This window comes from Halorarius halobius, assembly GCF_024298865.1.
GTDB classification, from domain to species: domain Archaea; phylum Halobacteriota; class Halobacteria; order Halobacteriales; family Haloarculaceae; genus Halorarius; species Halorarius halobius.
Window position 1 is genome coordinate 1,899,972 of sequence record NZ_CP101161.1, and the last position, 18,566, is coordinate 1,918,537.

Genomic DNA, 18,566 nt, shown 5'->3' on the forward strand with positions numbered 1-18,566 from the left:
GCGACCAAAACCGCCCGCAAGCGGCCGCGGCAAGCGGTGTCGAGATAACAAAAGAGATACGTGGATCCCCGGCCCCGATTTGGGTAATGGCTGTCTTCGACCGTCTCCGTCACCCGCTGGCGGCGGTTGCCGGGGCCCTTCTGCTCACGCTCCCGTGGGTCGTGTCGTCGCTGTCGGGCGCGGTTCACGGCTACGGCACCGGCACCGTGGTCGCCATCGCGGGGCTGGCGGTGCTGGGCGCGTCGTTCATGCTCGCGTGGGCCGCCGAGACCGCCGAGAAGGACGTCCCCCGGGCGTTCGCCATCGCCGTGCTGGCGGTGCTGGCGGTCGCTCCCGAGTACGCCGTCGACGCGCTGTACGCCTGGAACGCGGGCGCCGGCGGCGCGACCGCCGAGGCGTGTGCCCAGTTCTCCCCCGAGGCCACGGCCAACGCCGCCTCGGGAACGCTCGCCGACGCCTGTCACTCCGCGAACCTCGCCGTCGCCAACATGACGGGTGCGAACCGCATCCTCATCGGCCTCGGCTGGTCCGGCATCGCGCTGTTCACCATCCTGCGGGCCGGGAGCGCGACCGACCCGGCCGTCGAGAAGCGCGACGGCTTCCTCGCTTCGCGGGTCAACCTCGATCCCGACATCTCCACCGAAATCGCGTTTCTGTTTCTGGCGACCGTCTGGGCGTTCCTCGTGCCGCTGAACGGCGGCATCGACGGCATCGACATGCTCGTGCTCGTCGGCCTCTACGTCACCTACATCGGCCTCATCATTCAGGGCGACGTCGAGGAAGTCGAGGAACAGGTGGGCGTGCCGAACTACTTCCAGTCGTTCGTCCGGTATCTCCGGGTCCCCATCGTTCTCGTGTTGTTTCTCTACTCCGGGCTGATGATATTCTGGGCCGTCGAGCCGTTCGCGCACGGCCTCGAACGGCTGGGACAGGACTTCGGCGTCCCCTCCTTCTTCATGATACAGTGGATAGCGCCGCTGGCCTCGGAGTCGCCGGAACTCATCGTCGTCGCCTACCTCGTGAACAAGGCCCGCTCCACCGCCGGCTTCAACGCGCTCATCTCCTCGAAGCTCAACCAGTGGACGCTCCTCATCGGGACGCTCGTCGTGGTCTACTCGCTGGCGCTCGGCACGTACGGGACGCTCCCGTTCGACCAGAAGCAGTCCGCCGAAATCTGGATAACGGCCGCCCAGTCGTTCTTCGCGCTGGCCATTCTCGTCAACTTCAACATCAGTCTCCGGGAGGCCGTCGCCCTGCTGGTGCTGTTCGTCTCGCAGGTGGCCATCGAGTTCCTCATCGTCCGCGACATCGTCGCCGTCCCGTTCACCAGCTACGAGATGCTCATCGGCTACACCGTCGTCTACATGGTGCTCGGCGCCGCACTGCTTGCGTCCCGCTGGGGGTCGCTCCAGCGGCTGTTCCGCCGGCTCGCCCGCCAGTTCCGCGCCGCGTTCGGCGAGGGGCAGGCGCCCCGGCCCGACGACTGACGCGTCCCGGCCGCCGCGGCCGGCACACGAAGGGGAAACCCCTTTGCGCGCGACCGGCCTAACGGTGGTAATGGCGACGTGCGACGTGTGCGGCAAACACATCGACCTGCCGTACAACTGTCGGGGGTGTGGCGGCACCTACTGCGGCGAGCACCGACTCCCCGAGAACCACGGCTGTGCGGGGCTCGACGACTGGGACGACCCCGGCGGCGTGTTCGACTCCGGCTTCGACGACTCCGTGAACCAGCAGGGCTCGCGGAGCACGCTCGACCGGCTCTCCGGTGCTGGCGGGCCGCTCGGCTACTTCCGCGGGAACCTCTCGTACACGTTCCTCGCGCTGATGGTGCTGACGTTCGTCCTGCAGGTCGTCGTGTCATCGTTCGTCTCCTCGCGGCTGGCCACGGACCTGTTCGTCCTCACCTCCGCACATCCCGAGTACGTCTGGACGTGGGTGACGAGCGTGTTCGCCCACGGTGGCCCGGTCCACCTGTTCGGCAACGCCATCGTGATGTTCTTCTTCGGGCCGGTCCTGGAGCGGAAACTCGGCTCGAAGCGGTTCGGCGCGCTGTTCCTCGTTTCGGGGATGGTCGCCGGCCTCGCACAGGTGGCGTTCGGATTCGTCGTCGGTGACCCCATCGTCGGCGTGCTCGGCGCCTCGGGCGGCATCATGGCCATCCTCGCCACGCTGTCCGTCCTCAATCCGGACCTGAAGGTGTATCTCTACTTCGTGCTCCCCGTCCCGATATGGGTGCTGACCATCGGCTACGCGGGGCTGTCGATGGTCGGCGTGTTCTCGAACTTCAGCGTCCTCGGCGGCAACGTCGCGCATCTCGCGCATCTCGCGGGGCTGTTCATCGGCGCCGCCTACGGCGTCTACGTCCAGGACAAGGTGTCCGCCCCCCAGCAACTCAGGTTCGGTGGCGGCGGTGGCGGTGGTCCCGGTGGCCCGGGCCGCGGCCGGTTCTGATGCGCGAGCGGTTCCGCCCCGACCCCTCGCTGTCGCGCGACGAGATGGAGTCGCTCCAGCGCGAGGTGGCCCGCGAGGCCCTGTTCGCGGACGAGCTCGACGCGACGCCCGCCGAGGTGGGCCGCGGCGACGCGCTCGTCGCGGGCGTCGACCAGGCGTTTCTCACCAGCGACGACCCCGAGCGGGCCGTCTCGGCCGTCGTCGTCCTGCGCGGCGACGAGGTGGTCGAGCGTGTCCACGCGGTCACCGACCTCTCGATTCCGTACGTGCCGGGCCTGCTCTCCTTTCGCGAGGGCGGCCCCATCCTCGCGGCGCTGGACGAACTCGACGCCGACCCCGACGTGCTCCTGTTCGACGGCTCCGGGCGCATCCACTTCCGGCAGGCCGGCCTCGCCACGCACGTCGGCGTCATCCGCGACACGCCCGCGGTGGGGGTCGCCAAGAGCCTGCTGTGTGGCGAACCGCGGTCGTCCGTCGACACCCTCTCGCAGGGCGCACGCGTCGCCATCGAGACCGACGACTCGATGGATGCCCCCGACGGCGAGGTGGTCGGCTACGCCTACCAGAGCCGGCAGTACCCGAACTCCAGGCGGGTGAACCCGCTGTACGTCTCGCCGGGCCACCGCGTGAGCGCCGACACGGCCGTCGAGTTCGTGGCCGCGTGTGGCGGCGACTACAAACTCCCGGAGCCGACCCGCCTCGCGGACGCGTACGCCGACGAGGTGAAACGGGAACTGACGGACGGGAACGACTAACTGCCCGCCCGCCGACCGGCCGGTATGGAACGGACGGTGCTCATCACCGGCTGTTCGTCCGGCATCGGTCGGGCGACGGCACACGCCTTCCTCGACGAGGAGTGGACGGTGTACGCGACGGCGCGCAACCCCGCTGACATCGAGACGCTGGGCGAACGGGGGGCGGATATCAACGCCCTGGACGTGACCGACTCCGACGACATCGAGCGGGTCGTCGACCGCATCATCGAGGAGGACGGCCGTGTCGACTGTCTGGTCAACAACGCGGGCTACGGCCAGCACGGCCCCATCGAGGACGTCTCCGACGACCTGCTGGCCGAGCAGTTCGACGTGAACGTGTTCGGCCCCCACCGGCTCGTCCGCGAGGTGTTGCCGTACATGCGCGACCGCGGGGACGGCACCATCGTCAACGTCTCCTCGGTGGCGGGCCGGGTCGCTACACCCGGGATGGGTGCGTACGCCGCCTCGAAACACGCGATGGAGGGGTACTCCGACGTGCTCCGCAACGAGGTCGCTGGGCTCGGCATCGACGTGGCCGTCGTCGAACCCGGTCCGGTGGAGACGAGCTTCCGCGAGCGGGTCGGCGAGGAGATAACCCGGCTGGACCGTACCGACGACTACGACTGGGTGTACGAGGCCCAGGAGGACGCGTCGGTCGTCGCCGGCGACTCCTCGCCGTTCGCCTCCACGCCCGAAGAGGTGGCCGACGTCATCCTGGAGGCGGGCGTCTCCACCGACCCCGACCCCCGGTACGTCGTCGGCGGGTTCGCCCGCCTCGCCGTGAAACTTCGCTTTCTCCCCGACCGCGTCCGCGACCGGCTCATCGGGCTTCTGCGGACGTTCTGATGGTCGCCCAGGACGGCCCCCGGTCGCCGACCCACGCCGTCGCACGCGACTGCATCGCGGCCGGCATCGACGCCGCCCGCCCCGAGCGAGCGGTCGCGGACGCCTGCCGGCTCGACGGCGAGACGCTCGTCGTCCGCGAGAACCGCTACGACCTCCCCGAGTTCGACCGCGTGCTCGTTGTCGGTGCCGGGAAGGCGACGGCGGGGCTCGTCCGCGCGCTCCGTGACCTGCTCGGCGACCGAATCGCGGGCGGCGTCGTGGCCGTCCCCGAGGCCGCCGCCCTCGCGCCCGTCGACGCGGTGGTCGCGGGCCACCCGACGCCCGACGCCGGGAGCCGCGAGGCCGCCGACCGCACGCTGGAACTCGCGGCGAGCGCCGACGACCGGACGCTCGTGCTCGCGGCGCTCTCCGGCGGCGGGAGCGCCCTCCTCGCCGCGCCCGCACCGGGCCTCCCGTTCGACGCGCTCCGCGAGGTGACCGACGCCCTGCTCGCGGCCGGCGCCCCCATCGACGAGGTGAACGCCGTCCGCAAGCACTGCTCGGCCGTGAAGGGCGGCCGTCTCGCCCGCGAGTTCGCGCCCGCCACCGTGGTCGCGTTGCTGGTCTCCGACGTGGTGGGCGACGACCCGGCGGTCGTCGCCTCGGGCCCGCTGGCGCCCGACTCGACGACGTACGCCGACGCGCTCGCGGTGCTGGACCGCTACGGTATCGACGCGCCCGCGGTCCGCGAGCACCTGCAAGCGGGCGTCGACGGCGACCGCGAGGAGACGCCCAAGCCGGGCGACCCCGCGTTCGACCGGGTGAACACGTACGTGCTGGCGGGTGGCCGGACGGCCGTAGACGCCGCCGCCTCGGTGGCCCGCGACCGGGGGTACGCGCCGCTGGTGCTGTCGACCCGCATCGAGGGCGAGGCCCGCGAAGCCGGTCGGTTCCACGCCGCCGTCGCCGCCGAAGCGCGCGCGTCGGGCGACCCGGTCGACCCGCCGGCGGTCCTGCTGTCTGGCGGCGAGACGACCGTCACCGTGCGGGGCGAGGGGAAGGGCGGCCCGAACCTGGAGTTCGCGCTGGCGGCGGCGCTCGACGTGCCCGAGGGCGTGGTCGCCGCGAGCGTCGACACCGACGGGCGCGACGGGTCGACGGGGGCGGCGGGGGCGGTGGTCGACGCCGAGACGGTGGACGACGTAGCCGCGGCCCGCGCGGCGCTGGCCGACAACGACGCGCTCGGCTACCTCTCGGAGCGCGAGGTGCTCGTCGAGACGGGCGCGACGGGGACCAACGTGAACGACCTGCGGGTGCTTGTCGTGGCCTAATCGAGACAGGCCGCGACGACCCGCAGCGCCGTCTCGCCGTGGACCTCCTCGGCGAACAGCGGGACGCGCTTCACGTCGTGGCCGCGGAACAGGTCCTGCGCCTGTGAGAGCGCGCCGCGCTGGACCTCCCAGCGGCGCTGGCAGAACTCGCAGTCGTCGAGGTCGGGCGCGACGAACCAGTCGGGGTCGACGTCAGCGACGTCGGCCAGCGGTTGCATCACGCGGTTGACCACGACCGTCCCCACGGGGATGCCGAACCCGCCGAGGCGGTCGACGAGCCGTTCCGACTCGGAGACGGACATCGCTTCGGGCACCAGCACGACCCGGAAGTCGGTTTTCGCGGGGTCGGTCAACACGGCCCGGAGCCGTTCGACCCGCTCGGAGAGCGTCCGCAGGTCGTCGATGCCCTCCTCCATCTCTTCTTCGTCCGGCCCGCCGCCACCGAACAGCCCACCCAGCGACCCCGCCATCCCGGACAGGCGCTCGCGGAACGCGATGAGCTTCCCCATCATCGAGTCCATCACGTCCGGGAGTTCGAGAAGGCGGAGCGTGTGGCCCGTGGGCGCGGTGTCGACGACGACGCGGTCGAACCGCTCGTCGTCCATGTACCGCAGGAGCAGTTGGAACGCCGCGGCCTCGTCGGCGCCCGGCATCGACCCCGGGTCGAGCGGGTTCTCGCCGCCGAACAACTCGCCCAGCCCGCCCATCGGGCCGCCGCCGGCCATCCCCTCGCCGGCGAACGGGCCGGCGTCGGTCGCCTCGGGGTCGATTTCGGCGCCGTACAGCGGCACGTCCTCGCGGACGCGGCCGGGTTCCGCGGGCACGTCCGTCCCGAGCGCGTCCGACAGCGAGTGGGCCGGGTCCGTCGACACCGCGAGCGTCGCCGTCCCGCCGCGGGCGCTGGCCAGCGCCGTCGCCGCGGCCATCGTCGTCTTGCCGACGCCGCCCTTCCCGCCGTACAGCACGTACTCCGGCGCGTCGACCGTCGCCTCGACGGAGTCGACCGCCTCCACGTCGATGTCGCTCATTGCCGGCCGGAAGAGCGGCCGCCCCCTATGCTCGTCGGTTCACCACTGCGGTGACGGCCGCGCGCCACTGGTCGTCGCCGCGGACGGCGTGCGCGAGGAGTTCGCCGACGAGCGCCACCGCACCCGCCAGCAGGGCGACCCCCACGGCGCCGAGCCCCACCGCGACCCCGACGCCGGCGGCCACCAGGCCCGCGAACAGCCCTACGGCGAGCGACTGTCCGGGAGTGTCACAGAACGGTATCACGGCCGCGCGTACGGCCCCAGCGGGCTTCAACGTTCGGCGCCCTCCGGATTTCGGCGGTCGAACCGGTCGGGGGGTTTAGTATCCTGTCGGGAGAGGTGAACGTATGCGAACTCGTCGACTCGCTCCGGTCGCGCTCGCCGTCGCCGGACTCGCCGCGGTCGTAGTGGGCGTCCACCAGGGGCTCGTCCACGTCGCGCCCGGCTACGAGGGGACGATACAGAGCGGGTGGGACGGCCCCCTCAGCCACGAGGAGCGACTGCTCGCACGGCTGGCGGTCGTCGGAGCCGTCGGCGCGGCCGGCGCGCTCCGGTGGCGACGCCTCGCCGTCGTTCCGGCGGCGGCGGGCGGCGTCGTCCTGCTCTACGTGCTCCGGGCGATGGCCACCTACCTTCAGGACCCGGGGCTCTACACGGAGACGACGACGTACGGCGGCGACCCGGTCATGTTCGTCTTCGGTGCCGAGCCGTTTCTCCTGCTTGCGGGTGGTGGCCTGCTGGTCACCGCGGGCGTCGTCGGATGGCGGGCGACGACGCGGGGAGCGGGTGGCGACGCGGCGGCCCCGTCGTCGGCGTAGGGGGGCGTCCTACTCGGCGAACGCGCGGAGCAGGCCCTGGCCGTCGGTACCCGCGCCGCTCGTCTCCGCGATGTCGGGCAGGGCGGCGCGCTCGGGATGCGGCATCAGCACGGCCGTCGACCGGGCCTCGCCGACGACGCCCGCGACGTTCTCCGTCGAGCCGTTGGGGTTGGCGGCGTCGGTGACGTTCCCGTCGGCGTCGCAGTAGCGGAACAGCACGCGGTCCTCGTCGTTCAACGCGGCGAGGCGCTCGTCGGTGATTTCGAAGCGACCCTCGCCGTGGGCGATGGGCAACTCGACCACCTCGCCCTCATCGAACGCGCTAGTGAACGGGGTGTCGGTCGTCTCGACGCGCAGGTGGACGTGTTCACACTGGAACCGCGCCGAGCGGTTCGTGGTGAACGCGCCGGGGGTGAGCGACGACTCCGAGCCTATCTGTGCGCCGTTGCAGACTCCCAGCACGGGCACCTCGCCCGCCAACTCGCGGACTTCCTCCATGACGGGCGAGCGAGCGGCCATCGCCCCCGCCCGGAGGTAGTCGCCGTAGGAGAACCCGCCCGGGAGAACGACGCCCGAGGTGTCGGCGGGCAGGCCGTCCTCGTGCCAGACGATGTCGGCGTCGACGCCGAGATGGCCGAGCGCCCGGAGCGCGTCGCGGTCGCAGTTCGACCCGCCGAAGCGGACGACAGCGACGGTCACAGTCGCCACCTCGTGTGGGGACCGGGCGTCGCTGTCGGAGTAATGGCGACGGTCATGCCTCCACGACGTCCACGTCGTAATCGTGGATAGTCGGGTTGGCGAGCAGTCGCTCGGCCATCTCGTCGGCGCGGTCGGCGGCCGCCTCCGGCGAGTCGGCGTCGAGGTCTATCTCGAAGCGGTCGGCGCTCCGAAGCGCCTCCAACTCGAACCCGAGGCGTTCGAGCGCGTCCTTCGTCGTCTCGGCCTCCGGGTCGAGGACGCCGTGCTTCAGGCGCACGGTCACCGTCGCGGTGTAGGCGGTCATCGTTGGACGAAGCGTGTCCGTGGGTAAAAACGCTTGTGAACTGGGTGGATTGTGCACAGACGTGTATCGTTTTCCCGGCGGCGCGCTCGCGGTTTCCGTTGGTCACCGCTCGCCGTAACGTGGCCTCGCTCCCTTCCGGTCGCCGTCCCGCGGCGCTCGCGAGTCGTCGCTCCGCTCCTCCCCGCTCGCCGTAACGTGGCCTCGCTCCCTTCCGGTCGCCGTCCCGCGGCGCTCGCGGGTCGTCGCTCCGCTCCTCCCCGCTCGCCGTAACGTGGCCTCGCTCCCTTCCGGTCGCCGTCCCGCGGCGCTCGCGGGTCGTCGCTCCGCTCCTCCCCGCTCGCCGTAACGTGGCCTCGCTCCCTTCCGGTCGCCGTCCCGCGGCGCTCGCGGGTCGTCGCTCCGCTCCTCCCCGCTCGCCGTAACGTGGCCTCGCTCCCTTCCGGTCGCTCGGCCACGCACTGCTCGGCCACGCACTCACTCGAGCGGGTAGCGGGTGACGTGCTCGCCGAACAGCGACCCGAGGTACAGCGCGCCGTCGTGGGGGGTGGCGCTCGTGACGCCGTGGACGCGGCCCGTCGGGTCGTGGAGGCTGTCGACCACCTCGCCCGACTCGTCGAGTTTCAGGACGAGGCCGTACGGGTCGCCGCTCACCTGCGCGAGCACCGCCTCGGGGAGCTTACCGAGCTGTCGTTTCAGCCACGGCGAGCGGTGGAGCGAATCGAGCGCCGGGTCCCGCAGGCTCGGGATGGCGACCCAGTAGCCGCCGTCCGGGTCGCGGTCGATGTTGTCGGGGTAGCCGACGAGGTTCTCGGCGAACCGTTCGATGCGGCCCTCCTGCTCCCCGGTTATCCAGTAGCGGGAGACCCGATAGCGGGACGTCTCCGTGACGAGAAGCGACTCCCCGTCGGGGCCGAGCGCGACGCCGTTGGCGAAGCCGAGCCCCTGCAACAGCACCTCGGTCTCCCCAGTGTCGCGGTCGTACGCGAGCAGGCGGCCGGTGTCCTGCAGTTCGAACAGTTCGTCCTGGAACAGCGAGTGGACGCTCGCGTCGGTGAAGTAGACCGTGTCGTCGGCCACGTACAGGTCGTCCGCGAACACGATGTCGCGGCCGCCGGCCTCGGTGGCGAGTTCCGTCACCGCGCCCTCGGGGTCGATAGAGACGAGTCCGACCTCCGCGACGCAGACCAGCAGGTCGTCGTCGTCGAACGCCAGCGCGAGCGGGCGGCCGCCAGTGTCCGCGACCGGTTCGAGCTCCGCGTTCGCCGTCGTGTCGTCGGCCGGCGCCGTGGTCCGGTAGACGGTGCCGTTCTCCGCGCCGGTGTAGAGGCGGCCGTCGTCGTCGAACGCCACGTCCTCGGGGCCGTCGGTCGTCAGGACGTGCTCGCAGTCGGTCAACTCGCGGTTCTCGGCCAGCGGGCCCGTCATCTCGGGCGGCTCGGGCGGTCGCCAGCTGACGGGGTCGAGTCGTGACTCGCGGGCCGCCACGGCGGCGACGCCGGCACCGACCAGCAGGCCGCCGACCGCAAGCGGGCGACGGAGTCGTTCGAGCATGTGCGTGGGGTCGGACGCGTTCAGCAAGTGCCTTCCCCTTTCGTGAAGCGGGCCGCTTTTGCACGTGGACGTGTCTCACACGGGTATGCACGCGTCGAGTCGGACGGGTCGCGGGTGGTCCGCGTGACCCGCCGGTACACGGAGATAACGGTCGTCGGCGACGACAAGACGGGTATCATCGCGCAGGTGACGACCCTGCTGTTCGAGCGCGACATCAACATCGAGGACCTCGACCAGGCGGTCCGGGAGGGCATCTTCCGGATGACTCTCCACGTCGACACCTCGGAGATGACCTGCACGCAGGCGGAACTCCGGGATGCGCTCGCGGAACTGGGCGACGACATCGGACAGGACATCACCGTCCGGTTCCCCTCGGACCGCGAGACACAGACCATCGCCGTCCTGGTGACCAAGGAGAGCCACTGTCTTGAGGCCCTGCTGGAGGCGTGGGCCGACGGCCAGCTCGGCGCCGACATCGAGGTGGTCATCTCGAACCACGACGACCTCCAGCCGCTGGCCGAGCACTACTCCATCCCGTTCCACGACATCGGCGACGAGAAGGGGAGCCCCGACGAGGGAGAACTGCTCGACCTGCTGGCGGAGTACGACACGGACCTCATCGTCCTCGCCCGGTACATGCGCATCCTCTCGCCGAACGTCGTGTTCCGCTACGAGGACCGCATCATCAACGTCCACCCGAGCCTCCTGCCGGCGTTTCCGGGCGCGGAAGCGTACCGGCAGGCGACCGAGGAGGGCGTCCGCGTCGCGGGCGTGACGGCCCACTACGTCACGACGGACCTCGACCAGGGCCCCATCATCACCCAGCGGGCGTTCGATGCGCCGCCGGATGCGACGCCCGAAGAACTCGAACGGACGGGGCAACCGCTCGAAGCGGCCGCCCTGCTGGAAGCGGTGCGCCTACATCTCGACGACGCCGTCTACGTCCACCACGGGCGGACGGAACTGCGCGACGGCGTCGACCCCGAGGATTACCAGATGGGTCTACCCGCGGAGATGGACAGCCTCAACCCCGACCGACCGGTCGACGGGCTCGGGACCGTGTTCGGCGACGACTGAGTGTGGTCGGCGTCATGGCAATCGGCGACGACTGACGCCTACAGCTCCCGGACCGTCGCCACCGCGTCGGCGAGTTCGGGCGCGTCGAACAGGTCGCGGCCGACGTAGGCGTTCGCGCCCGCCGCGTACATGTCGCGGGCGGCGTCGACGACGTGCCGGGGGAGCGGTTCGGGGTCCACCTCACAGAGCGTCCGCCAGTCGGCCACGTCCTCGGCTTTCGCGCGGGCCTTCGCGTCGTTCACCGCCTCGACCCACGCGGGCTGTTCGCGTTTGTGGTACTGCCGGATGACTTCCTTCGACAGCTGTTGGCCGTCGTAGGAGAAGCGGTTCTCGTCGAACGTGCCGACGACGTCCGCCACGCGAACCTCGCCGTCGAAAAAGAGGCACTCTATCTTCCCGTCCTCGTGGACGAGGCCGGCGTCGGCGGCCCGCTGGGTGACGAGGTCGTTCACCTCGCGGGCGACCGCTTCGAGTGCATCGACGGTGGCGGCGCCGGCGATGCGGTCGGCCTCCTCCCGCGAGAGGTAGCGGTCCGACTCCTCGAACTTCGTGGAGAACTCGACGACGGGGTCGGGGAGGTCGACCGGCTCGTCGGGCCACTCGTCGTACTCCAGGTCGAACTCGGCGGGGTCGGCCCGCGACCGGAGGCTGGAGCCGACGGGGACGGTGTTGCGGAACACGACCTCCAGCGGGACGAGGTAGTTGTCGCCGGCCTCGGCGTGGAACGCCTTGTAGTCGTACGTGCGGCCCTCGTGTGGCAGGTCGGGCACCTGCGTCAACTCGATGGCCATCTCGCGGGGCGGGCTGGCGGCGTCGGCCATCTCGACGACCTCGCCGTCGGCGACGACGCCGCGGTAGTGGGTCGGGATACCGGCGTCCTCCAGCGCCTCGAAGTTCGTCGCGCCCATCGCACACAGCGACGCCCCCTTGTTCGGGATGGCGTCGGGCATCTTCCCCCAGTCGAACACGGAGTAGTCGTCGGTGAACACGAACGCACCACGTCCGAGGCGTTCCGGGGTCGCGGCCTCCTCGACCCGGAACTCCTTGACGCTCGTCATACGCGACGGTTCCGGTCGGTCGGCAAAGGGGTTTCCCTTCGGGGCGGCCCGGGGGTCCCCCGCGGTGGTCGGCTCCGAGTCGGCTCCGCTACCCGGCACGGTTTTATCCTCCGAGACGGGAGTGAGGCCATGGACGACGCCGCGGGCGAGTTCGGGTTCGAGCACGTCCCCGAGACGGACCAGTCGTTCGAGAACGCGCTCGCCAACGCCCGCGACGGCCGGCGCCTCTCGGTGGCCGACGGCGTCGAACTGCTCACCACCGGCACCGACCGGGCGGGAATCGACCCCGAGCGGAAGGAACAGGTGCTCGAAGCCGCCGACCGCCGGCGCGCGGAGGTGGTCGGCGACGAGGTGACGTTCGTCGCCAACCTCAACAACAACGTCACCACCGCCTGCAACACCGGCTGTCTGTTCTGCAACTTCAAGGACACCGCCGCGAACTTCGAGACCGACTCGAGCGTCGACCATCCGGGGTTCACCAAGACGCCCGAGGAATCGCGGGCTATCGTCCGGGACGCGCTCGACCGCGGCATCTACGAGGTCACGTCCGTCTCCGGGCTCCATCCGGGCCTCGCGCTCGACGAGGAGCACCACGAGATACTCGCGGGCTACGACGACGCCGCGAGCACGGTGAACTACAAGCCGCCCGAGCGGTACGACACCGACCCCGGCACCTACCTCGACCAGATGCGCGCGATGAGCGTCGACGGCGCACACCTCCACTCGATGACGCCCGAGGAAGCGTACCACGCGATTCGGGGCACCGACTGGACGTACCGGGACGCCTACCGGCGCCTCCAAGCCGCGGGTCTCGACTCCGTACCTGGCACCGCCGCGGAGATACTCGTCGACGAGGTGCGGGAGGTCATCTGCCCCGGCAAGATAGACACCGGAGAGTGGCTTGGGGCGATGGAGGCCGCCGCCGACGTGGGACTGCCGATGACCGCGACCATCATGTACGGTCACGTCGAGAACGAGATGCACCGCGTCATGCATCTGCAGCGGGTCCGCGAACTGCAGGACAGCACCGGCAACATCACCGAGTTCGTCCCCCTCTCCTTCGTCCACGAGACGACGCCGCTGTACGAGCGAGGCGTGGTCGACGGCGGGGCCTCGCCCGCGGAGGACGAACTGATGATGGCCGTCTCCAGGCTGTTCCTCGACAACGTCGAGCACGTCCAGTCGTCGTGGGTGAAGTTCGGCGACGAACGGGGGCTGAAGATGCTGTCCTGTGGCGCCGACGACTTCATGGGCACCATCCTGAGCGAGGAGATTACGAAGCGAGCGGGCGGCGGCCACGGCGAGTTCCGGTCGTTCGACGAGTACGTCGAGATGATTCGCGCCGTCGGGCGCGTCCCGGTCGAGCGGTCGACGGACTACGAACAGCGCCGCATAATCGACGGCGACCCGCCACACGGCCCGACGCTCGGACCGCGGGCCGACGGGACCCCGCTTCTGTCGCCCACCGAGCGGGAGGGCGCACCCGACGCCGCCAGTGCCGACGACTGAATTTTATATACGAAGCCGCGGCCACCCGGCGCGTGCGCTGAGGAGTGCCCCGCACGGGACGAGGCGGGAGTGCGACACATCGTGCGGGAAAACGCGGGTCGCCTGCTCGCTCAGTCGCTCAACAGCGCCCGGTATCGGGCGCCGGCGTCGGTGTCGGCGCGTATCTCCTCGCGGATGCGCGGACCGACCCACTCGTCGGTGAGGAACCGCTCGTAGACGGGGAGGCGTTCGCGCAGGGGAACGCCCGCCTCGTCGGCGATGTCTTCCAACTCGCGGAGCGCCGGCCACGCGTAGTCGGGGTTGACGTGGTCGTCCGTGACCGGCGAGACGCCGCCGAGGTCGTCGATGCCGCAGTCGAGCAACTCGCGGACCGGCGCGAGGTTCGGCGGCGACTGTACGCTCACGTCCTCGGGGAGGACGGCCCGCGCCATCGCCGTTACCCGGCGCATCGTCGCAAGCGACGGTGAGCCGTCGCGCCACCGCTCGTTGTTCGACACCGGCTGGACGATCACCTCCTGGACGTGGCCGTGACGTTCGTGGAGGTCACGGATGGCGAGTAGGCTCTCGGCCCGGTCCCGCCAGTCCTCGCCGATGCCGACGAGGATGCCCGTCGTGAACGGGACGCCGAGTTCGCCCGCGGTCTCGATGGTGTGGAGCCGCTGGCCCGGCGACTTCGCCCGCGGGCCGCCGTGGGCCTGCACCTCGGCGGTCGTCTCCAACATGACGCCCATCGAGGCGTTCAGGTCCGCGACCTGCGCCATCTGTTCGCGCGTCTGGTCGCCGGGGTTCGAGTGGGGGAGGAGGCCCGCATCCAGCGCTATCTCGCAGGCCTCACGCAGATACGCGTGGATGGAGTCGTGGCCCCACTCGTCCAGTTGGTCGTGGACCGCCGTGTAGCGGTCGTCCGGGTCGTCGCCGAAGGTGAAAAGCGCCTCCGTACAGCCGGCGTCGGCACCGCGCTCGACGATGTCGCGAATCTCGTCGGGGGCGAGCAGGCTCGCCTGCCCCGGCGGGTCGTAGTAGGTGCAGTAGGTGCAGGTGTAGCGACACGCCGTCGTCAGGGGGACGAACACGTTCCGTGCGAACGTGAGCTCGTCGGCGGCCTCGACGTCGTCGGGGCGTACCGACAGCGCCCGCTCGACGGCGGCGTCGGTGACGCTCACGTCGACATCGTACTCGTCGGCCCCGGGGAACATGCGCGATGGTTCTCGCGGACCGGCAAAAGCGTGCGGATGAACGGCCCAGCAAGGGCACCCTCATGAGTGGGTGGACGCACCGGCCCAGTGACAGTCAGGGTGCCCTCGACCGGCAGTTCCGGGTCGGCGCGTCCGAGCGCGAGCGGGACTCGCGCACCCGACATTACTCATCCCAGCGACTAAATGGTTGTCCTCCTCCGGTCAGAATACCGCCGTCCGTGACTCACCTCGTCGCGCCGACCCGTCCATCCCGGACGTCGAGTTCGACGCCCGTCTCGACGAGCCAGTCGGCGGCGCGTCCGTCGGCGTGCAACAGCACCTCCGCGAGGTCGGCCGGTTCGTCGACGTCCGTCGCTAGCCGGAACGAGTCGACCTCGGCGACGGACGCGCCCACCTCGCGGGCCCGCTCGCGGTGGTCGCGGATGGACGCCCCGTGGTAATCCGTCCGGAACGCGGGATGGCGAACGACCATCGCGTTCGTTCCGCCGCCTCGTCCTGGAGCCAACACGACGTCGGCGTCGGAATCGAACAGACTGTCGACCGCGTCGGGGGTCGCCAGCGGCAGGTCAGCCATCACCACGGCGACCGGACCCCCCGCCGCCAGCACCGCGTCGACGGCCTCCCCGAGCGGTCGGTCGTCCCTCGTCACGGGGCAGTCCGGGTCGAACGGGAGTTCGTCGGCCGGCACGTCGACGAGCAGTTCCGGTTCGTGGGCTGCGAGCGCGTCCAGCACGTCACGGCACATCGCGGCGGCGAACGCACGTCGCTCGTCGGCGGCGAGAAACGGGGCGAGACGCCCCTTTGGATTCTGGGCCCCGAAGGGGACGACGACGCGCATCTACCGGAGTTTGTCGTAGTCGTCCTGCTGGGAGCGGTAGTAGTAGACGCCGCCCACGACCAGAAGCAGGACGACCAGCCCGATGCCCGCGTACAGGAGCAACTGCATGGTGTTCTGGCTCTGCTGGGCCTGCTGGGCCTGCGATTCGGCCTCGTTGGCGAGTTCGACGGCGAGTTCGAAGTTCTGCCCGTTGTACGCCGAGATGGCGTTCCCGAGCGTCGTCTCGGCCTGCGAACTCCCCGAGGCCTCGACGACGTCAGCGGCGGCCCGTATCTCCTGGCGAGCCATCTTCGAGCTGTTGGTGTAGTAATCGACCGACGTGTCGGTTATCTGTTGGTTCGAACCGCCCGTCCGGAGAAGCTGGAATCGGGCGAACGTGTACTGCTGGGCCGGGTCGTACGTGAAGTTCGCTATCTCCGGAGTCGTCCCGCGGACCCGCACGACGACCTTCGCGGTGTTCTCGCTGATGTCGACCGAACTGTTGAACGACTGCCCGTCGTAGGAGTTCTGGGATATCTGGTTGCCGGCCTGGTCGAGCTTCCTGACCGTCCAGGTGACGCCGGTGAGATTCGTCTCGCCGTGGAGTGTCCACGTCTCGTAATCGGAGTAAAGGTCGGTGAACTCGTAGGTACCCGACACCTCGCTCCCGACCTGCGATTCCGAGGGAACGCCGTCGGCGCTGGTCGAGACGGCCGCGACCGGTGCGACGGCGGCGATCAACAGTAGCGACGCGACCGCGAGCGCCTTAGAACAGCGGCTCCAACTCATCTTCGTCGTCTTCGACCAACCGGTTCAAATTCTCTTCGCTGTGCTCCCGGATGTCGGAGATGTTCTCCTGGGCCTCGATGGCGACCTGCTGGAGCTCCTTGATGCGGGGGACGTTCGTCACGCCCGACAGCAGGATGACGCTCGCGACGTAGTTGGACTCCGAGACCGGATAGTCCCCGCCCCGGACCTCCATCGAGCCGGTCTGCTCTTCGAGCCACTTGCGCCCGCGCTCGATGCCTTTCCGGTTGAGGAACTTCGGCGGGCCGGACAACACCAGTAGCGCCCGCTCCGCGCCGTCGATCTCACAGGGAAGCGTCAGCCGGCCGAGTGCGGCCTTCCGAACCAGCGACGTGATGCGGTTGGTCGTGTTCGCCGCGTCGATACCGTCGTCGGTGTCGTCGCCGCCGGTGAACCGCGAGAGCAGGCCCTTCTCCTGTTTTTCGACCTCCTCGGCGGCGTAGCCGACCGTGGAGACGCCGCCGCCCGACAGCGTGTTGATGATCTCTGAGGAGTCGACGACGCTCTCGCCGACCTCCCCGCCGGGTTCGACCTCGCCGGCGCCAAACAGGATGGAGAATCGCTTGACGATTTCGTCGTTGATGTCGGCGTAGCCGCCCTCCATCGACTCGCCGGTCTTGCGCCACGCGTCGTTGTCGAACACGAGCAGATTGTCGACCTCGCGGACGAACGTCTGGAACGAGCGGGCGGCGTTCAGCGTGTAGATACCTCCCTCGTCCTGGCTCGGGAGGATACCCAGCCCGTAGACGGGTTCGGTGTAGATGCGCTTGAGATGCTTCGCGAGGACGGGCGAGCCGCCGGAGCCGGTGCCGCCGCCCAGTCCCGCGATGATGAGGAAGGCGTCCACCTCGTGGACCGGGATGTTGTCGATTGCACCCTGAATCTCGTCGATGTCCTCCTCGGCAATTTCGGCGCCGAGTTCGTTGTCGGCACCCACGCCGTGGCCCTTCACCCGCGCTTGCCCGATGAGTACCCGGTTGTCCTCGGGGACGTGCTCCAGCCCGTGCAGGTCGGCCTTCGCGCTGTTGACCGCGACGGCGGCGCGGACGATCTCGCTGCCGGTTCGCTGGTCGTACTCGAGGAACTCGTCGAGGATCTTCCCGCCGGCCTGCCCGAAGCCGATCATAGCGAGCTTCATCTATCGGTCACTATCAACGTCAGGCACGCGCGCGCTTGATAAGCTTTCGGCCGCGTCCACTGCCGAAACAGCGGCCCTCGGGGCTGTCGACGCCCGTCTCAGTGGTTCAGCTCCGCGACACGTTCCTCGGTGACGCCGAGGTACTCCCCGTACGTCGTCAACTCGGCGGCGTCGACGCCGAACGCGTCCACGTCGTTGTGGTCGACGGTGAGGTCCTTGCGGAGCGACTTCGCCTGGTCGGAGCCGAGCGGGCCGCCGACCGCACCCAGCACGCCGAGCCCGATGTCGGCGAACGGCATCGGGAGCGGCACCGTCTTGACCGGCTTGTTCTCCGCGGCGTACGTCCACTGGACCAGTTCGGCGAACGTCTTCACCTCGGGGCCGGCCACCTCGTACGTCTGCCCGACGTGGGGGTTGCCGTTGCCGTCTCCCTCGTCGTCGTCATCGCCGTCTCCCTCGTCGTCGTCATCGCCGTCTCCCTCGTCGTCGTCATCGCCGTCGGCTCCGTCCTCGGCCGCTTCGCTGGCGTCCTCGTCGTCGACCGCCTCGTCGTCGGCACCGTCCGCGTCCTCCTCACCCGTCTTCCCTTCGAGCGCGTCGGCGAACACGCTGGCGCCGTCCTCGACGTACATGAGCTGGAACCGCTGGTCGCCGCCGCCCGGCAGGGGTGCGAGATACGGCGGCGCCACCAGCTTCGTGAACGAGCGGAACTCGTCGCCGTCGCCGAACAGCACCGTCGGCCGGAAGATTATCCAGTCCAACTCGGAGTTCCTGACGACCGCCTCCGCCTCGCCCTTGGACTGGAGGTAGGCGGTGTCGGCGTTCGGGTCGGCGTGGACGCCGCTCATCTGGAGGAACGTGTCGACGCCGTGTGCCTCCGCGGCCCGCACCGCGTTCTCGGTGCCGCCGAGGTGGACCTCGAAGTGGCGCTCGTTGCCGCCGTCCGGGCGGAACAGCGGCGAGAGCGCGACCAACTGGACGGCGGCGTCCTGTCCCTCGAAGTGGGGTTCGATGCTGTCGTAGTCGGTCACGTCGCCCCGGGCCGTCTCGACGTCCCCCTCGAAGTTCGCTTCGTCGGGGTGACGAGCCAGCGCCGTGACATCGTGGCCGCGGGCGGCCAGTTCCTCACAGAGCGCCGAGCCAACGAACCCGGTTCCGCCGGTGACGAGCACCTGCATGCGTCGGTCTTCTCGCGGAAC

The 18,566-nt window shown here is 70.0% G+C and carries 19 protein-coding genes; 8 read left to right on the forward strand and 11 right to left on the reverse strand.

The features are described 5' to 3' along the window. Positions 1–86: 86 nt before the first annotated feature. From NL112_RS09895 to NL112_RS09915, 5 genes are all read left to right on the forward strand, one after another. Complete coding sequence (locus NL112_RS09895; RefSeq protein WP_255148669.1) at positions 87–1,487, forward strand: calcium:cation antiporter family protein; 1,401 nt, start codon at positions 87–89, stop codon at positions 1,485–1,487. 70 nt (positions 1,488–1,557) lie between these two features. Further along, entirely contained in the window at positions 1,558–2,454 is an 897-nt protein-coding gene (locus tag NL112_RS09900; RefSeq protein ID WP_255148670.1) for a rhomboid family intramembrane serine protease, read from the forward strand. Then, a complete protein-coding gene (locus NL112_RS09905; protein ID WP_255148671.1) occupies positions 2,454–3,209 on the forward strand; it encodes an endonuclease V in 756 nt (251 codons plus the stop codon). The genes NL112_RS09900 and NL112_RS09905 overlap by 1 nt, the downstream gene beginning before the upstream one ends. Positions 3,210–3,233: 24 nt before the next feature. Further along, positions 3,234–4,055, forward strand: coding sequence for an SDR family oxidoreductase (locus tag NL112_RS09910; protein WP_255148672.1), 822 nt, complete (start codon positions 3,234–3,236; stop codon positions 4,053–4,055). Further along, positions 4,055–5,365 carry a glycerate kinase type-2 family protein gene (locus NL112_RS09915; RefSeq protein WP_255148673.1) on the forward strand — a complete coding sequence of 437 codons (1,311 nt, stop codon included), beginning with the start codon at positions 4,055–4,057 and terminating at the stop codon, positions 5,363–5,365. Before NL112_RS09910 ends, NL112_RS09915 begins: the two co-directional genes overlap by 1 nt. Here the strand turns inward: NL112_RS09915 and NL112_RS09920 are convergent. Further along, positions 5,362–6,393 carry an ArsA family ATPase gene (locus NL112_RS09920; protein ID WP_255148674.1) on the reverse strand — a complete coding sequence of 344 codons (1,032 nt, stop codon included), beginning with the start codon at positions 6,391–6,393 and terminating at the stop codon, positions 5,362–5,364. The two genes, NL112_RS09915 and NL112_RS09920, sit on opposite strands and share 4 nt — an antisense overlap. 25 nt (positions 6,394–6,418) lie before the next feature. Continuing rightward, the gene (locus NL112_RS09925; protein ID WP_255148675.1) at positions 6,419–6,637 is read right to left on the reverse strand and encodes a hypothetical protein; all 219 of its coding nucleotides are present in this window, start codon (positions 6,635–6,637) and stop codon (positions 6,419–6,421) included. 103 nt (positions 6,638–6,740) lie between these two features. On the opposite strand from NL112_RS09925, the gene NL112_RS09930 reads away from it, so the two are divergent. Continuing rightward, the gene (locus NL112_RS09930) at positions 6,741–7,211 is read left to right on the forward strand and encodes a hypothetical protein (protein ID WP_255148676.1); all 471 of its coding nucleotides are present in this window, start codon (positions 6,741–6,743) and stop codon (positions 7,209–7,211) included. 9 nt (positions 7,212–7,220) lie between these two features. Here the strand turns inward: NL112_RS09930 and purQ are convergent, their stop codons facing one another. The 3 genes from purQ to NL112_RS09945 all read right to left on the reverse strand — a co-directional run bounded on the left by purQ (position 7,221) and on the right by NL112_RS09945 (position 9,765). Continuing rightward, entirely contained in the window at positions 7,221–7,910 is a 690-nt protein-coding gene (gene purQ / locus NL112_RS09935) for a phosphoribosylformylglycinamidine synthase I (RefSeq protein ID WP_255148677.1), read from the reverse strand. A 52-nt stretch (positions 7,911–7,962) separates the two neighbouring features. Further along, positions 7,963–8,214, reverse strand: a complete 252-nt coding sequence (gene purS / locus NL112_RS09940; protein ID WP_255148678.1) for a phosphoribosylformylglycinamidine synthase subunit PurS — start codon at positions 8,212–8,214, stop codon at positions 7,963–7,965. Positions 8,215–8,688: 474 nt separating this feature from the next. After that, positions 8,689–9,765, reverse strand: coding sequence for an SMP-30/gluconolactonase/LRE family protein (locus tag NL112_RS09945; RefSeq protein ID WP_255148679.1), 1,077 nt, complete (start codon positions 9,763–9,765; stop codon positions 8,689–8,691). A gap of 123 nt (positions 9,766–9,888) precedes the next feature. Between NL112_RS09945 and NL112_RS09950 the strand changes: the two genes are divergently transcribed. Then, positions 9,889–10,842, forward strand: a complete 954-nt coding sequence (locus NL112_RS09950) for a formyltetrahydrofolate deformylase (protein WP_350356125.1) — start codon at positions 9,889–9,891, stop codon at positions 10,840–10,842. A gap of 38 nt (positions 10,843–10,880) precedes the next feature. Here the strand turns inward: NL112_RS09950 and NL112_RS09955 are convergent, their stop codons facing one another. Then, entirely contained in the window at positions 10,881–11,900 is a 1,020-nt protein-coding gene (locus NL112_RS09955; RefSeq protein ID WP_255148681.1) for a phosphoribosylaminoimidazolesuccinocarboxamide synthase, read from the reverse strand. A 129-nt stretch (positions 11,901–12,029) separates the two neighbouring features. Between NL112_RS09955 and cofH the strand changes: the two genes are divergently transcribed. Beyond that, a complete protein-coding gene (gene cofH / locus NL112_RS09960; RefSeq protein WP_255148682.1) occupies positions 12,030–13,409 on the forward strand; it encodes a 7,8-didemethyl-8-hydroxy-5-deazariboflavin synthase subunit CofH in 1,380 nt (459 codons plus the stop codon). A 110-nt stretch (positions 13,410–13,519) separates the two neighbouring features. Here the strand turns inward: cofH and cofG are convergent, their stop codons facing one another. From cofG to NL112_RS09985, 5 genes are all read right to left on the reverse strand, one after another. Then, complete coding sequence (gene cofG / locus NL112_RS09965; RefSeq protein ID WP_255148683.1) at positions 13,520–14,605, reverse strand: 7,8-didemethyl-8-hydroxy-5-deazariboflavin synthase subunit CofG; 1,086 nt, start codon at positions 14,603–14,605, stop codon at positions 13,520–13,522. 223 nt (positions 14,606–14,828) lie between these two features. Continuing rightward, positions 14,829–15,443 carry a 2-phospho-L-lactate guanylyltransferase gene (gene cofC, locus NL112_RS09970; protein ID WP_255148684.1) on the reverse strand — a complete coding sequence of 205 codons (615 nt, stop codon included), beginning with the start codon at positions 15,441–15,443 and terminating at the stop codon, positions 14,829–14,831. Further along, positions 15,444–16,211, reverse strand: coding sequence for a hypothetical protein (locus tag NL112_RS09975; RefSeq protein WP_255148685.1), 768 nt, complete (start codon positions 16,209–16,211; stop codon positions 15,444–15,446). Next, positions 16,189–17,367 (reverse strand): tubulin/FtsZ family protein, encoded by a 1,179-nt coding sequence (locus NL112_RS09980; protein ID WP_255148686.1) that lies wholly within the window; start codon positions 17,365–17,367, stop codon positions 16,189–16,191. Before NL112_RS09980 ends, NL112_RS09975 begins: the two co-directional genes overlap by 23 nt. Before the next feature lie 98 nt (positions 17,368–17,465). Next, the gene (locus NL112_RS09985; RefSeq protein ID WP_255148687.1) at positions 17,466–18,545 is read right to left on the reverse strand and encodes an NAD(P)H-binding protein; all 1,080 of its coding nucleotides are present in this window, start codon (positions 18,543–18,545) and stop codon (positions 17,466–17,468) included. Positions 18,546–18,566 lie beyond the last annotated feature (21 nt).